Origin of the sequence: Caballeronia sp. LZ024 (genome assembly GCF_031451455.1) — a bacterium.
GTDB lineage: Bacteria > Pseudomonadota > Gammaproteobacteria > Burkholderiales > Burkholderiaceae > Caballeronia > Caballeronia telluris.
The window spans coordinates 71,408-85,775 of record NZ_JARUXL010000001.1; the positions used below are offsets into that span (position 1 = coordinate 71,408).

A 14,368-nucleotide genomic window follows, 5' to 3' on the forward strand; every position below is an offset into this window, starting at 1 on the left:
CGCTCAGTGCGAGCGGATCATCGTGCCGAACGGCTGTTCGGTCAGGATTTCGAGCAGCACCGAATGCTCGATGCGTCCGTCGATGATGTGCACCGAACGCACGCCGCTCTTCGCGGCATCGAGCGCCGACGAGATTTTCGGCAGCATGCCGCCGGAGATCGTGCCGTCGGCGAAAAGCGCGTCGATCTCGCGCGCGGAAAGGTCGGTGAGCAGATTGCCTTCCTTGTCCATCACGCCGGGAATGTTGGTCATCATCACGAGCTTCTCGGCGTTCAGTACGACCGCCAGCTTGCCCGCGACCAGATCCGCGTTGATGTTGTACGAAAGACCGTCCTCGCCGAAGCCGATCGGCGAGATGACCGGAATGAACGCGTCGTCCTGTAGCGCCTTCACGACCGCCGGATTGATCGCCTCGACCTCGCCGACCTGGCCGATGTCGATGAACTGGCCCGGATTATCGCGATCCGGCATTTGCAGCTTGCGCGCGTGGATGAGACCGCCGTCCTTACCGGTCAGGCCGACCGCCTGCCCGCCGAAATGGTTGATCAGCGTGACGATGTCCTGCTGCACTTCGCCGCCGAGCACCCATTCGACGACTTCCATCGTCTCTTCGTCCGTGACGCGCATGCCCTGGATGAAGGTGCCCTGCTTGCCGATTTTCTTCAACGCCTGGTCGATCTGCGGGCCGCCGCCGTGGACGATCACCGGATTAATGCCGACCAGCTTCAGCAGGATCACGTCGCGCGCGAAGCCCTGCTTCAGGCGCTCTTCGGTCATCGCGTTGCCGCCGTACTTGATCACGATCGTCTTGCCGTGGTACTGGCGAATGTAGGGCAGCGCCTCGGCCAGAATTTCGGCTTTCAGGGTCGGCGCGATCTGCGTAAGGTCGGGAAGCTCGGACATGGCGGCAAATGAGGCGAGGAGCGGTTTAAACACGCCGAATTGTACAGGACTGACGTTTCGCAGCAGGGCGATTTGCCGCAGCCGTTGCGCGGCCGCGCGAGCGTGGGATGATCGTGATATTTCCGTGACAAATCGACGATGACGACCGAAACCGTCCGCAAGGAAGATGCCGGCCGCGAGACGTGTTCGCGCTGCGGGACCGCGTTTCGCTGCGGATCGCTCGCCGGCGACGCCCAATGCTGGTGCGCATCGATGCCTGAACTGCCGCTTGCACGGTTGAGAGGCGGCGCCGGATGCCTGTGTCCGGCGTGCCTCGCCGACGAAATCCGGCGCGCGCAATCGGAGGCATAAAAAACGGCGACCCGAGCGAAGTCGCCGTTTTCGACTGGAGCCGCCTGCTGGCTTACTCGGCCAGCTTTTTCGTCGCGCGCCGTTTCGGTGCTGCCGCGCTCGCGTGTTTCGCGGCGAGCGCGCTCAAATCGCGCGCGAGCGCTTCCAGCACCGGATCCCATTGCGCGAAATGCTTCTGCCGATACAGCGTCGCGTTCGGATACCACGGGCTGTCGGTGCGCTCCAGTTGCCAGACCCAGTGCGGATTGACATCGAGCAGCACCCACGTCGGCTTGCCGAGCGCCGCGGCCAGGTGCGCCACGCTCGTGCACACGGTGATGACGAGGTCGAGCGAGTCGATGAAGGCGGCGGTGTCGTCGAAGGTATCGAACTGGGCGGTGTGATCGGCGATGGCGAAGCCTTGTTCGCGCGCGGCAGCGACGACATCCTGCAAGCCCTTTTGCAGCGAAAAGAACGCGACGTTGTCTAGCGAGCCGAACGCCTTGGCAAAGCGTTCGATGCCGACACTGCGGAACCGATTGCGCTGATGCGTCGCGCTGCCGCTCCAGGCGAGGCCAACGCGCAATTGCTTGCCGTCCTGCGCCTCGGCGCGCCACGGCGCGGCGCGCTCTGCGTCGGCGGTGAGATAGGCGCGCTTCGCGGGAATCGATTCTTCGTCGATATTGAAATGCAGCGGCAGGCTCAGGAGCGGGAAGTTGAAATCATGCTCGGGCAGATCGGCGTCGTGCGCAATACACTCGACGCCCTTCGGCGCCATGCGCGCCATCAGCGGATGCAGGCCCTTGAACGTCACCCATACGAGCTTGCCGCCCTGTGCGTGAACCTGCTTCGCAAGCAGGGGCACGAAGCGGCAGAACTGCAGGACGTCGCCGAAACCCTGTTCGCCCCACAGGAGCAGTGTCTTGCCGCGCAGCGGCTCGCCATTCCAGCGCGGCACGCTGAAACCGGGGTAAGTGCCCGCCAGTTCCGACGACCCGTCCCAGCGCGCCTCGAAGTTCTGCCAGCCGCGTGCGTAGTTGCGCTGAACCAGGTCCAGCAGCGCCAGGTTGAACGGAAAACGCGGCGTCCGCGGCGCGGCCTCGGCGGCGGCGAGGGCCGCGGCAGTGGCGTCTTCCCAGCGCTGGGCTTCTTTCAGCGCGAGACTGTAGTTCGATTGCGCGAGCCCGTTCGATGCATCGATCTGCACGGCGCGCCGGCCGGCCGCGAGTGCGTGCTCCAGTTCGCCACGCTGCGGATAGAGGCGCGCCAGGTTGGTCCACGCCTCGATGTCGTTCGCGTTACTCGTGACGGCTTCTTCCAGCAGCCTGAGCGATTCGTCGGCGTGACCGGTTATTTCCAGCGCGACCGCGAGATTGTTGCGCAGCGTCGGCACGGAAGGGTCGATGGCGTACGCGCGCTGATAGAACGGGACGGCTTCGGCGTGATGCCCGCCGCGTTGCAACGCATAGCCGAGATGCCAGAGCGCGGTTGCATGCTGCGGCTTGCGCTCGACGAGGTTCGCGGCCAGCGTGATCGCATCGGCGATCGCGCCGCGCTTGAGCATGACATCGATGAGTTGCAGTCTCGCGTCGATGAGTTCCGGTTGCAGGATCAACGCCGCCTGCAGCCAGATGGCCTCTTCTGCGGCCAATTGTCGCTCGGAGGCGGATTGAGCATTGGCGAGATAGACGGGCAGCACGCGCGCGATAATGTCGTCCTGGGCGGTGTGGGAAGGAGTTCGGCTGGAGTTGTGGCTGCGAGTCATCGTTTTTGGAAGTTGGCGGCCGGGCCGCGCCAGGTTTTCGAAATTTAACTTTCGATGGTGTGGCAACCTGTAATCTTCGACCACAAGATATTTCCGAAATACACGCAGGATTCCATCGCGATGCATCGAATCACGAACACGGGGCGCGTCAACCTCGGACATCTGTTCTGGCTGCGCAGCCTGGCGATCATTGGGCAACTCGTCACGATCGCCGTCGTCCAGGTTTTCTACGGCGCGCATCTGCCGCTGCCCGCGATGCTGCTGGTCATCGGCCTGGAGGCGATCTTCAACGCGTTCACGTGGCTGCGCGTCGCGCGGGCGCGACCCGAGACCAATCTCGAACTGTTCGGGCAACTATGGGTCGATCTCGGCGCGCTGTCGGCGTTGCTGTTCCTCTCCGGCGGCGCGACCAATCCGTTCGTCACGCTCTACATTCCGTCGCTCGCCATCGCGGCGGCCGTGCTGCCGTGGACGATGATGGCGATCCTCGCGCTCTTCGCCGTGATTTGTTATGCGCTCCTCAGCTATCACTACGTGCCGCTCAACATCGAGAATCCGGCGAATCTCTTCGAGTATTTCCGCATGGGGCTGTGGGTGAACTTCATGGTGAGCGTCGGGCTGATCGGCTGGTTCGTCGCGCGCATGTCACGCGCGCTGCGCCTGCGCGATGCCGCGCTCGCCGACGCCCAGCAACGCCACCTGCGCGACGAGCGGGCGGTCGCGCTGGGCGTCCAGGCCGCGACGGTCGCGCATGAAATCGGCACGCCGCTCTCGACCATTGCAATGCTGAGCGAAGAATTGCGCGACGCCGCGTCGAGCGACAAAGGCCTCGCGCCCTATGCCGCGGACCTCGAACTGCTCGAACAGCAGATGGGCCTGTGCACGTCCGCGCTCGCGCGGCTGCGCAGCCGCGCGAGCGGGCCGTCGAACCGGCAGGCGCTTGCCGACTGGCTCAAAAGCTTCGTCGCGCAGTGGCGGCTGCGTCATCCGCATGTGCGCTTCGAGCGCCTCGGCACGACGCCCGCCGATGTTTCAATCGACGATACCGTCGCGGTCGGCCAGATTCTCACGATTCTGCTGGATAATGCGGCGCGGGCGAGCAGCGATTCGGTGACGCTCGAAACGTCGATCAAGCGCGAAGCCGGCGAGCCGGTCATCCAGTTCGACGTCTGTGATCGCGGACCGGGCATTCCGCCCGCGCTGCGCGGCTCGCTCGGCGCGATGCCGGTCGACAGCACGCAGGGCGGCCACGGCGTCGGGCTCTATCTCGCGTTCACGTCGGCGGCGCGGCTCGGCGGATCGATCGAACTCGCGGCGGCCAGCCCGCGCGGCACGCACGCCGTGTTGCGACTGCCGGAGCACGGCGCGGCCACGGAAAATGCACGTGCAGCAAGGATGCAACAGGGCGGCCAGGCGTCCGCCACCAAGGAGAAAAAAGCATGAGCGATACGAACTTTCTGATCATCGACGACGACGAGGTCTTCTCGGGCATCCTCGCGCGCGGGCTGACGCGGCGCGGCTATACGCCGCACCAGGCGCACAATGCGGAGGAGGCGCTGAAGCTCGCGAACTCGCAGAAGTTCAACCAGATCACCGTCGATTTGCATCTGGGCAACGATTCCGGACTCACGCTCGTCGCGCCGCTGCGCGACCTGCAGCCCGACGCGCGCATTCTCGTCCTGACCGGCTACGCGAGCATCGCGACAGCCGTGCAGGCGGTGAAAGATGGTGCGGACAACTATTTGGCGAAGCCGGCGAACGTCGAAACGATTCTATCGGCGTTGCAGGAAGAGGCGAGCGAGCAGACCGCCGAGGAAGCCATCGAGCATCCGACGCTGCTTTCCGTCGCGCGACTCGAATGGGAGCACATCCAGCGCGTGCTCGCGGAGAACAACGGCAACATCTCCGCGACGGCGCGCGCGCTGAACATGCACCGGCGGACGTTGCAGCGAAAGCTGGCTAAAAAGCCGGTGCGGCAATAAAAAAAGGGCGGCTCGCGAGAGCCGCCCTTTCCACTTTCCGAAACGCTTTTACAGCACGTAGCGCGACAGGTCCTCGTCGTCGGCCACGTCGTTCAATGCGCGATCGACGTAAGCGGCGTCGATCTTCACCGGCTGGCCCGTGTGATTGCCCGCCGAGAACGACACTTCTTCCAGCAGCTTTTCGATCACCGTATAAAGCCGCCGCGCGCCGATGTTCTCCGTCTTCTCGTTGACCGAAAACGCGATTTCCGCGAGGCGGCGGATGCCGTCGTCGGCGAAATCGAGCTGGACGTCTTCCGTCGCCAGCAGCGCCTTGTACTGCTTTACCAGACTGGCGTCGGTCGTGTTCAGAATCGATTCGAAGTCGCCGACCGACAACGAATCCAGTTCCACACGAATCGGAAAGCGTCCCTGCAACTCGGGAATCAGATCGCTCGGCTTCGCCAAGTGAAACGCGCCGCTCGCGATGAACAGGATGTGATCGGTCTTGATCATCCCGTACTTGGTGTTGATCGTGGTGCCTTCGACGAGCGGCAGCAAGTCGCGCTGCACGCCCGCGCGCGAGACTTCGGCGCCGCCCGCTTCGCTGCGCGACGCGATCTTGTCGATTTCGTCGAGGAACACGATGCCGTTCTGCTCGACGTTCTGCACCGCCTTCGCTTTCACTTCTTCATCGTTCAGGAGCTTGCCGGCTTCCTCGTCGGTGAGGAGCTTGAGCGCTTCCTTCACCTTCACCTTGCGGCGCGTCTTCTTGCCGCCGCCGATGTTCGCGAACATCGAGCGGATCTGCTCGGTCATGTCTTCCATGCCCGGCGGCCCCATGATGTCCATGCCGACCTGCGGCTGCTCGACATCCAGCTCGACTTCCTTTTCATCCAGCGCGCCTTCGCGCAGACGCTTGCGGAAGGTCTGGCGCGTGGTGTTGTTCGTGTCGTCGGCGGATTCGGCGGCCGTCGATGCGCCGAAGCCGACCGTGCGCGAGGGCGGCAGCAGGATGTCGAGGATGCGGTCTTCCGCGCGGTCTTCCGCCTTCGAGCGCACCTTCTTCATCTCCGATTCGCGCGTCTGCTTGACCGAGATTTCGATCAGGTCGCGCACGATGCTGTCCACGTCGCGGCCGACGTAGCCGACTTCGGTGAACTTGGTCGCTTCGATCTTGATGAACGGCGCGTCGGCGAGCTTCGCCAGACGCCGCGCGATTTCGGTCTTGCCGACGCCGGTCGGTCCGATCATCAGGATGTTCTTCGGCGTGATTTCCTGACGCAGCGGTTCTTCGACCTGCTGACGGCGCCAGCGGTTGCGCAGCGCGACGGCGACCGCTTTCTTCGCGCGGCCCTGGCCGATGATGTGCTTGTCGAGTTCCGAGACGATCTCGGCGGGAGTCATGGTGGTCATCGCTTGGTCCTTTGCCTTTAGTCCGGTCTTACTCGATCGTCTCGATGACGCGATTGTGGTTCGTGTAGATGCACATGTCGCCCGCGATCGCGAGCGACTTTTCGACGATCTCACGCGGCGAAAGCTCGGTATTTTCCGCGAGCGCCTGCGCCGCCGCCTGCGCATACGCGCCGCCCGAGCCGATCGCGCAGATGCCGTTTTCGGGATCGAGCACATCGCCGTTGCCGGTGATGACGAGCGTGGCCTGCGCGTCGGCGGCGATCAGCATGGCTTCCAGGCGGCGCAGCATGCGGTCGGTGCGCCAGTCCTTCGCCAGTTCTACGGCGGCGCGCGTCAGGTTGCCCTGATGCTTTTCGAGCTTGGCTTCGAAGCGGTCGAGCAGGGAGAACGCATCGGCCGTGCCGCCGGCGAAGCCGACCAGCACCTTGCCGCCATAGATGCGGCGCACCTTCTTGGCGCCGCCCTTCATGACGATGTTGCCGAGCGTGACCTGGCCGTCGCCGCCGAGGGCGACCTTGCCGCCGCGCCGCACGGAGACGATGGTCGTGCCGTGAAATTGTTCCATGTGCGTTCCTTTAGAAAGCGAAGGACGCGGGCGGCTGCGAAAAACCGCCTCGCTGTCGAGAATTCGATGGAGTGCACGGCGCGGGGTTCCGCGCATCTCGCGCTCGGTGGAGTCGCGCCGCGCTCGCGCCCTGACTGCGCGCGTCCAGAGCATTTTAGGGCGGCGCCCGAATAATCAAGTCGGGATTTGCCGGCCGGCGGGCAGAAATTGCGCGCCGGAGTCGACGCGCGACAAGAAACAAAAAAGGCACACGTGGAACGTGTGCCTTTCGAAGTGGCGAGTTGCCGCGCCGTGCTGGCCGATATCCGCGAAGGCGGCGACTCTCCCGCTGCGGGCGGACCCGCGACGCGAGCCGGCAGTTCGCCGGCGGGGCCGGTTCAGCCGGTCAGTCGCCGAACAGCTTCTGGCGCAGTTCGCGGCGCTCTTGCGCCTCGAGCGACAGCGTCGCGGTCGGACGCGCGATCAGCCGGGGAATGCCGATCGGCTCGCCCGTTTCCTCGCACCAGCCGTAATCGCCGGACTCGATGCGCGCGAGCGACTGCTGCACCTTCTTCAGCAGCTTGCGTTCGCGATCGCGCGTGCGCAGTTCGAGGGCATGTTCTTCCTCGATCGTCGCACGGTCCGCCGGGTCCGGCACGATCACCGTTTCCCGCAGATTTTCGGTCGTCTGCCCGGCATTCTTCAGAATGTCGGCCTGCAGTTGTTCGAGCCGGTTCTTGAAGAAGGCGAGCTGATCCTCGTTCATGTAATCCTTCTCGCTCATCTTCAGGATTTCGGCTTCGGTCAAGAGTCGTTTCGTCGTCATCTGGCTTGCTTCTTCAATGTGGAGCGACGTCTTTCGCATCGCCCGCACTTCTGCGTTGCCCGCTGACAGCGTCCAGTGCGGATTTCTCGCACCGAAAAACATGCTGTCGTGACGCGTTTCGCGTCGACGCGGGGCCGAACTCCTCTGAAAACCGATTTTGAAGTGCCCGAAAAACGCCCGGAAAGGTTCCGCGCGGTTTCCTTCGCATCTTCAACCTCGAACGCGTTGTCTCGAATTAGCCCGGTCTCAGGCTATTCGACACGCCTGCGTTCTCGGTGTCTCTTCAGTCTTTCTGCGATCCGTGCGGTGGCCTTTACCCGCCACACGGACCGTTGCGCTGCTTCAGCGGGGCTGTATTGTAACTGAATCGCAATTTCCGAAGATAACCGAGGAAAACCCTGTCGATTACCGCCGGAATCTCAAAAATATAACGCCTGAGACGTCAAAAAGCGACCAACGTTCGTGTGTGCGGTCACAGTTTTCATGCGAAAGCCGCACGAAAAAACGCCGCGCGCGGTGAAGCGGCGGCGTTTCGTCGATTGCCCGTTCGCTCGGCCGGCGGATCGCCGGTCACAAACGGGCCCGATGCGCGCCGGTAAAGGCGCGCATCGGTGCGCGGATCACTTGACCAGGCAGGCGTCGAGGCCGTCGGTGATCAGGTCCTGCGGCAGCTCGATGCCGATGAACACCATCTTGCTGTTCTTCTTTTCGATCGGCTGCCATTTGCCCGCGAGGTCGCTGCCCATCATCTGATGCACGCCTTGGAACACGACCTTGCGATCGACGCCCTTCATGTACAGCACGCCCTTGTAGCGCAAGAGGCGCTCGCCATAAATCTGCAGAATGCCGCCGAGGAAGTCTTCGAGGCGATTGGCGTCGAACGGCTTGTCGCTGCGGTAGACGAAGGACTTGATCTTGTCGTCGTGGTGCGCGTGGTGATGGTGATGTTCGTGGTCGTGGCTGTGATCGTGGCCGCAGGTCGAGTGATCGTGGTCGTCGTGCGCGTGATCGTGTTCGTGCGCGTGGTCATGTGCGTGATCGTCTTCCGCGAGGAAATCGGGGTCGATTTCGAGCTTCGAATTCAGGTTGAAGCCGCGCAGGTCGAAGATTTCCTTGATGTCCGCCTCGCCGAAATTCACGACGCGGATCGCCGCGCGCGGATTCATGTGCACGAGCCGGTGCTTGAGGTCTTCGAGCGCGGCGGCATCGATGAGATCCGACTTCGTGATGAACAGGCGATCGGCGAAACCGACCTGGCGCTGCACGACTTCGTGCTCGTCCAGTTGATGATTGCCGTGCTTCGCGTCGACGAGCGTGATGATCGCGTCGAGCAGGAATTCGTCGGCGATGGTGTTGTCCATGAAGAATGTCTGCGCGACGGGGCCCGGGTTTGCGAGACCGGTCGTCTCGATCACGACGCGGTCGAAGTCGAGCGTGCCCGCCTTCTTGCGGTTCGCGAGGTCTTCCAGCGCGCGGGCCAGATCGCCGCGGATCGTGCAGCAGATGCAGCCGTTGCTCATCTGGATGATCTGCTCGTTCGTTTCCTGCACGAGGATTTCGTTGTCGATATTCTCTTCGCCGAACTCGTTTTCGATCACGGCGATCTTCATGCCGTGCTTCTCGTTCAGGATGCGCTTGAGCAGCGTGGTTTTGCCGCTGCCCAGGAAGCCGGTCAGGATGGTTACTGGGATCATGTCGTCGCCTGTGCTTTGAGGTCGTAGGGGTTAGCGCGCCGCGTTTTTCACGCATTGAAGCGGCGAGTCAGCCGATTATTGAAACATATTTGTCGGTCGGGCGCTTTGGGCGGCCCGTCGCCGGAACCAGAAACTTTTGGCCGCTCAGGCGATTTGCAACAATAGGCCTTTCAGGTATTCGCCTTCCGGGAACGCCGTGAGCAACGGATGATCGACGCCCGCGCCCAGGCGCTTCAGGATGCGCGCGTCGACGCGAGCGTCGGCCGCGGCGCCCGCGACGATCTTCTGGAACAGCTCGGCGTCGATCGCGCCGGAGCACGAATAGGTGAAGAGCAGGCCGCCGGGGCGCAGCAGCTTGAATCCGGTGAGATTGATGTCCTTGTAGGCGCGCGCGGCGCGGTCCACGTGTTCGCGCGACGGCGCGAATTTCGGCGGATCGAGCACGATCAGGTCGAAGCGCTCGCCTTCGTCGTGAAGACGGCGCAGCGTCTTGAACGCGTCGGCGTCGAGCCACTGCGCGCGCTCGGGGTCGAAACCGTTCGCGAGCACGTTCTGTTGCGCGAGCGCGAGCGCTTCGCCGGACGAATCGATCGACACCACGCGCTTCGCGCCGCCCTTCATCGCCGCGAGCGAAAAGCCGCCGGTGTAGCAGAAGCAGTTCAGCACGTCGCGGTCTCGCGCGTGCTCGGCGACGAGCACGCGGTTGTCGCGCTGATCGACGTAGAAGCCCGTCTTGTGGCCGTTCATCACGTCGACGTGATAACGCACGCCGCATTCGTTCGCGATGAGCGTGGCGGGCGGCGCATCGCCCGCGAGCACGCCGGTGATCTGTTCGAGGCCCTCTTTCTGGCGGATCGACACGTCCGAGCGCTCGTACACGTTCGGACAGCCGGTCGCGCCCGTGAGTGCATCGACGATCGCGCTCTTCCATGCCTCGACGCCCGTCGCCATGAACTGGCAGACGAGCTGGCCGCGTTGCAACGCATCGTCGGCGACGTAGTAATCGACGATCAGGCCGGGCAAGCCGTCCGCCTCGCCGAAAACGAGCCGCGTCGCGCCGGTGTTCTTCACCAGCGCCTGCCGGTGCGCGATCGCCCGCTGCACGCGGCGCTTGAAGAAGGCGTGGTCGATCGGCTCGGCTTCGTCGAAACTCCAGACGCGCGCGCGGATCTGCGATTGCGGGCTGTACGCGGCGCGCGCGAGAAAGCGGCCGTCGTGCGCGCGCACGGTGACGGTGGCGCCAGGCGCCGGCTTGCCGTCGATGCGGTCGATCGCGTTCGCGTAGATCCACGGATGGCGTCGCGCGAGCGACTTGTCCTTGCCCGGTTTGAGCGTGATGGTGTTCATTGAGGCCTTGATGGGGCGACCGCGATGGCACGGCGCGCCCGGGAAAAATCAGTCGCGTTTCTTGGCGCGCGGATGCGCGGAATCGTAGACGCGGGCGAGGTGCTGGAAATCGAGCGACGTGTAGACCTGCGTCGCGGTGATGTTCGCGTGGCCGAGCAGTTCCTGCACCGCGCGCAGGTCGCCGCTCGACTGCAGCACGTGCGTGGCGAACGAGTGCCGCAAGACGTGCGGATGCACATTCGTGGGAATGCCGGCGAAGAGCGCCATGCGCTTCACGCGCTCGCGCACGACGCCCGGCGCCATGCGGTTGCCGCGCACCGACAGGAAGAGCGCGTGTGGATCGTGCCTGACGAATTCGCCGCGCGCGTCGATCCAGGCGCGCAGCGCCGTGATGGCCTTGGCGCCGACCGGCACCGAGCGGCGCTTGCCGCCCTTGCCGAGCACGGTCACTTCGGCGTTCGGCAGATCGAGCCAGCCGATCGAGCGGTGGTGCTCCGTTTCGACGTAATAGACATCGAGACTCACGAGCTCCGCGAGCCGCAATCCCGACGAATAGAACAATTCGAGGATCGCGTGGTCGCGCAGCGCCTCGGTCGTGCCGGCTTGCGGCGCTTCCATCAGCGCGTTGGCGTCGTCGACGGACAGTGCCTTCGGCAACGTCTTCGCGCCCTTCGGCGCGCGCACGGTCGCGACGGGATTCGCCGCCATCTCGACGCGTTCAGCAAGCCAGCGATAAAAGGCGCGCCATGCCGAGAGCCGGTGCGCGATCGAGCGCGCCGAGAGTCCGCCCGCGTGCGCACGCGAAACGGCGCCGCGCATGTCCGCCGCGCTGAGTGTGTCGAGCGCGCGGCCGTTCGCTAGCTTCTTCAGTTCCTCGAGTTCGTGCGTGTAGCCGCGCAGCGTGTGCTCCGACAGCCGCCGCTCGTGTTCGAGCATCGACAGATAGGCGGCGATCGGGTCGGCGGCGTTCATCGCGCTCGTCAGTGCGGCAGGAGGCGGGTCAACGCCGCGCTCGCGAGTGCCGCGATCTGCGTGAGGAAGTCGGTCGCCATGCCGTCGTGGAAGCGGCGCGCATCGGGCGAACCCATCACGAGCAGGCCGAACGCGGGCGCGTCCGGCCCGGCGAGCGGGTCGCGCAGCGCGAGCAGCGCGATCGATTCGGTGACGTTCGCGGCATCGACGACGCCGTCGGTCGTTGCCGACGCCACCGACACCGAACTCGCCGACGTCAGCCATTGCGCGGCCTCGAAACCGGTGTTCGCGCCGCAATAAGGCGTCGCGAGGCTGGCGGTGAACAACCGCACTTCTTCTCCGACATGGCGCGCGAAATCGGCCTGGCTATACGGCTCGGCCACGTCCCACACGCGCAGCGCGGCCTGCGGCACATCGAAGATTTCGCACAGGCCCGCGCTGATGGTTTTCGGCAGCGCGTGCGGATCGCGCTCGGCGATCACGCGGATCGTCCAGCGGTTGAACTTCGAGGCGATGCTGTCGTTCTCGTGCCCGTAGCGCAACAGTTCGGCGAGCCGGCGTTCGAGCTGCTTGTTCTTTTCGCGCAGCATTTCCATCTGGCGTTCCTGCAGCGACACCGCCGCTTTGCCGTGCGGATTCGAAAGCCGGATGGTGCCGAGCAGTTCGGCGTGTTCGGCGAAGAAATCGGGGTTGTCGAGCAGATAATCGGCGACTTCGCGTTCGTTCATGGTTTCGGACTTATTCAGGCGGATTCAGGCTGAGTGGCGCTCAAAGGGCGGTCATTGCACATCGGCGAGGTCGATCTCGCCTTCGAAGACGGTCGTCGCGGGCCCGGCCATCAAGAGCGGCGCGGAGTCGTCCGACGCTCCGGCCCAGGTGATCGTGAGCGTGCCGCCGTGCGTGGCAACGCGCACCGGCGAGTCGAGCAGGCCGCGCCGGATGCCCGCCGCGACCGCCGCGCAGGCGCCCGTGCCGCACGCGAGCGTCTCGCCCGCGCCGCGCTCGTAGACGCGCAGCTTCACCGAATGCCGGTCGACGATCTGCATGAAACCCGCGTTCACCCGGTTCGGAAAACGCGCGTGCTTCTCGATGAGCGGGCCTTCGGCCAGCACGGGATAATTCTCGACATCGCCGACGACCTGCACCGCGTGCGGATTACCCATCGACACCGCCGAAATCCAGCGCATTTCGCCGTTTATGTCGAGCGGCCAGAGCGTGTCGGCGCCTTCGCGGCGGCCTTCGAGCCCTTTCGCATCGAACGGCACGCGCGGCGGATCGAACACCGGCTGGCCCATGTCGACGACGACTTCGCCGTTTTCCAGCATCGTCAGCGCGATGACGCCCTGTTGCACCTGCACGCGCACGCTCGAAGCGCCGGTGAGCCCGCGATCGCGCACGAATTTCACGAAGCAGCGCGCGCCGTTACCGCAATGCTCGACCTCGCCGCCATCGCAATTGAAGATGCGGTATTTGAAATCGACGCCCTCGATGGTCGGCTTCTCGACGAGCAGCAACTGGTCCGCGCCAACGCCGAAATGCCGGTTCGCGAGCGCGCGCACCTGCGCTGCGCTCAGATTCAGCGGTTTCGTGTAGCCGTCGAGCACGACGAAATCGTTGCCCGCGCCGTGCATCTTGGTGAATTTGAGTTTCATGGCCGCTATTGTATGTGAGCGGGGCATCCACGTACCGCTGGCCGGATGGCTAACGCCCAAGCGTCAATAGAAGCCGGCTTCGCCCGGCGGGCGCGTCTTGAAGCGCTTGTGGACCCAGTAATACTGCTCGGGAATGCGCGGAATCTGCTCTTCGATGAATTCGTTCATGCGGCGCGCGTCGGCGACATCGTCGCCGGTCGGATAATTTTCCCAAGGTTCGAAGATTTTCAGCCGATAACCCTTGTAGCCAGGCAGCACTTCGCCGATGAACGGCACGACCTGCGCGTGCCCCGCCTTCGCGAGCCGTCCGACGGCCGTCAGCGTGCACGCCGGGATGCCGAAAAACGGCACGAAGGCCGAATTGCGCATGCCGTAGTCCATGTCGGCGCCGAGCATCACGGGCTTCTTGTCGCGCAGCCAGCGCAGCACGATGCGCGCGCTGTCGGCGCGGCTCGCCATGTCGGCGCCGAAACGGGCACGCTGCGCCTTCGCGATATCCTCGATCTGCGGGTTCGAGAACGGCTGATAGAGCGAACCGCATTGCCGGTGCAGCGAGTAGTTCAGGAAGATCGAGCCCGCTTCGATGCCGACGAAGTGCAGGCCGAGAAAGAGCGTCGGCGGCAGGTCGGGGTCGGACAGGTCGACGGCGCTGTCGACCTGAATCAGCTTTTCGAGCTTTTTCGCCGATCCGAACCACTGGACACTGCGTTCCACGTAGCTGCGGATCGCGTGCCGGAAGTGCAACTGGGCGACTTCCTCGCGACGCTCGGGCGTCCAGTCGGGGAAGCACAGCGAGAGATTGATATGAACGATGCGCTTTCTGCGGCTCGGGATCTGATAGAGCAGCCAGCCGAGGCCGTCGCCGAAACGGGCGGTGATGCCGTAGGGCAGAATCGCGAGAAACTTCAGGAAGCCGACCGCAAGCGCAATTCCGATGCGGCCTAGCATGACGGGCTCC

14 protein-coding genes are annotated in these 14,368 nt (G+C 64.3%); 3 read left to right on the top strand and 11 right to left on the bottom strand.

The window, feature by feature from the left end; all coding sequences use genetic code 11:
• Positions 1-3: 3 nt before the first annotated feature.
• A complete protein-coding gene (argB, locus tag QCE48_RS00310; RefSeq protein ID WP_062638272.1) occupies positions 4-903 on the bottom strand; it encodes an acetylglutamate kinase in 900 nt (299 codons plus the stop codon).
• Between the two features lie 138 nt (positions 904-1,041).
• Here argB and QCE48_RS00315 point away from each other — a divergent pair, with 138 nt between their 5' ends.
• Positions 1,042-1,254 (top strand): cysteine-rich CWC family protein, encoded by a 213-nt coding sequence (locus QCE48_RS00315; RefSeq protein WP_309786767.1) that lies wholly within the window; start codon positions 1,042-1,044, stop codon positions 1,252-1,254.
• A gap of 52 nt (positions 1,255-1,306) precedes the next feature.
• On the opposite strand, the gene QCE48_RS00320 is transcribed toward QCE48_RS00315, so the two are convergent.
• Complete coding sequence (locus QCE48_RS00320) at positions 1,307-2,884, bottom strand: tetratricopeptide repeat protein (RefSeq protein ID WP_309786766.1); 1,578 nt, start codon at positions 2,882-2,884, stop codon at positions 1,307-1,309.
• Positions 2,885-3,118: 234 nt separating this feature from the next.
• Here QCE48_RS00320 and QCE48_RS00325 point away from each other — a divergent pair, with 234 nt between their 5' ends.
• Both QCE48_RS00325 and QCE48_RS00330 read left to right on the top strand, forming a co-directional pair.
• A complete protein-coding gene (locus QCE48_RS00325; RefSeq protein ID WP_309786765.1) occupies positions 3,119-4,441 on the top strand; it encodes an ATP-binding protein in 1,323 nt (440 codons plus the stop codon).
• A complete protein-coding gene (locus QCE48_RS00330; protein ID WP_087631897.1) occupies positions 4,438-4,980 on the top strand; it encodes a response regulator transcription factor in 543 nt (180 codons plus the stop codon). The genes QCE48_RS00325 and QCE48_RS00330 overlap by 4 nt, the downstream gene beginning before the upstream one ends.
• Before the next feature lie 48 nt (positions 4,981-5,028).
• On the opposite strand, the gene hslU is transcribed toward QCE48_RS00330, so the two are convergent.
• From hslU to QCE48_RS00375, 9 genes are all read right to left on the bottom strand, one after another.
• A complete protein-coding gene (gene hslU, locus QCE48_RS00335; RefSeq protein WP_309786764.1) occupies positions 5,029-6,375 on the bottom strand; it encodes an ATP-dependent protease ATPase subunit HslU in 1,347 nt (448 codons plus the stop codon).
• A gap of 28 nt (positions 6,376-6,403) precedes the next feature.
• Positions 6,404-6,940, bottom strand: a complete 537-nt coding sequence (hslV, locus tag QCE48_RS00340; RefSeq protein WP_116560890.1) for an ATP-dependent protease subunit HslV — start codon at positions 6,938-6,940, stop codon at positions 6,404-6,406.
• 385 nt (positions 6,941-7,325) lie between these two features.
• Positions 7,326-7,745, bottom strand: coding sequence for an RNA polymerase-binding protein DksA (gene dksA, locus QCE48_RS00345; protein ID WP_062638304.1), 420 nt, complete (start codon positions 7,743-7,745; stop codon positions 7,326-7,328).
• A 620-nt stretch (positions 7,746-8,365) separates the two neighbouring features.
• Positions 8,366-9,439, bottom strand: coding sequence for a GTP-binding protein (locus tag QCE48_RS00350; protein ID WP_309786762.1), 1,074 nt, complete (start codon positions 9,437-9,439; stop codon positions 8,366-8,368).
• Between the two features lie 144 nt (positions 9,440-9,583).
• On the bottom strand, positions 9,584-10,786 hold the full coding sequence (locus tag QCE48_RS00355) for a class I SAM-dependent rRNA methyltransferase (protein ID WP_309786761.1): 1,203 nt from the start codon (positions 10,784-10,786) through the stop codon (positions 9,584-9,586).
• Positions 10,787-10,834: 48 nt separating this feature from the next.
• Positions 10,835-11,758: a tyrosine recombinase XerC gene (xerC, locus tag QCE48_RS00360; protein ID WP_309786759.1), complete on the bottom strand. Its 924-nt coding sequence runs from the start codon at positions 11,756-11,758 to the stop codon at positions 10,835-10,837.
• Between the two features lie 8 nt (positions 11,759-11,766).
• Positions 11,767-12,486, bottom strand: coding sequence for a DUF484 family protein (locus QCE48_RS00365; RefSeq protein ID WP_309786757.1), 720 nt, complete (start codon positions 12,484-12,486; stop codon positions 11,767-11,769).
• A 51-nt stretch (positions 12,487-12,537) separates the two neighbouring features.
• The gene (gene dapF / locus QCE48_RS00370; protein WP_309786756.1) at positions 12,538-13,410 is read right to left on the bottom strand and encodes a diaminopimelate epimerase; all 873 of its coding nucleotides are present in this window, start codon (positions 13,408-13,410) and stop codon (positions 12,538-12,540) included.
• 63 nt (positions 13,411-13,473) lie between these two features.
• Positions 13,474-14,358 carry a lipid A biosynthesis lauroyl acyltransferase gene (locus tag QCE48_RS00375; protein WP_309786755.1) on the bottom strand — a complete coding sequence of 295 codons (885 nt, stop codon included), beginning with the start codon at positions 14,356-14,358 and terminating at the stop codon, positions 13,474-13,476.
• Positions 14,359-14,368: the final 10 nt, after the last annotated feature.

Coding starts and splice junctions, on each gene's coding strand:
- QCE48_RS00350 (WP_309786762.1), bottom strand. CDS start 9,439: ATGATCCCAGTAACCATCCTGACCGGCTTCCTGGGCAGCGGCAAAACC.
- QCE48_RS00355 (WP_309786761.1), bottom strand. CDS start 10,786: ATGAACACCATCACGCTCAAACCGGGCAAGGACAAGTCGCTCGCGCGA.
- hslU (WP_309786764.1), bottom strand. CDS start 6,375: ATGACCACCATGACTCCCGCCGAGATCGTCTCGGAACTCGACAAGCAC.
- QCE48_RS00375 (WP_309786755.1), bottom strand. CDS start 14,358: ATGCTAGGCCGCATCGGAATTGCGCTTGCGGTCGGCTTCCTGAAGTTT.
- argB (WP_062638272.1), bottom strand. CDS start 903: ATGTCCGAGCTTCCCGACCTTACGCAGATCGCGCCGACCCTGAAAGCC.
- dapF (WP_309786756.1), bottom strand. CDS start 13,410: ATGAAACTCAAATTCACCAAGATGCACGGCGCGGGCAACGATTTCGTC.
- QCE48_RS00365 (WP_309786757.1), bottom strand. CDS start 12,486: ATGAACGAACGCGAAGTCGCCGATTATCTGCTCGACAACCCCGATTTC.
- xerC (WP_309786759.1), bottom strand. CDS start 11,758: ATGAACGCCGCCGACCCGATCGCCGCCTATCTGTCGATGCTCGAACAC.
- QCE48_RS00325 (WP_309786765.1), top strand. CDS start 3,119: ATGCATCGAATCACGAACACGGGGCGCGTCAACCTCGGACATCTGTTC.
- QCE48_RS00330 (WP_087631897.1), top strand. CDS start 4,438: ATGAGCGATACGAACTTTCTGATCATCGACGACGACGAGGTCTTCTCG.
- QCE48_RS00315 (WP_309786767.1), top strand. CDS start 1,042: ATGACGACCGAAACCGTCCGCAAGGAAGATGCCGGCCGCGAGACGTGT.
- hslV (WP_116560890.1), bottom strand. CDS start 6,940: ATGGAACAATTTCACGGCACGACCATCGTCTCCGTGCGGCGCGGCGGC.
- dksA (WP_062638304.1), bottom strand. CDS start 7,745: ATGACGACGAAACGACTCTTGACCGAAGCCGAAATCCTGAAGATGAGC.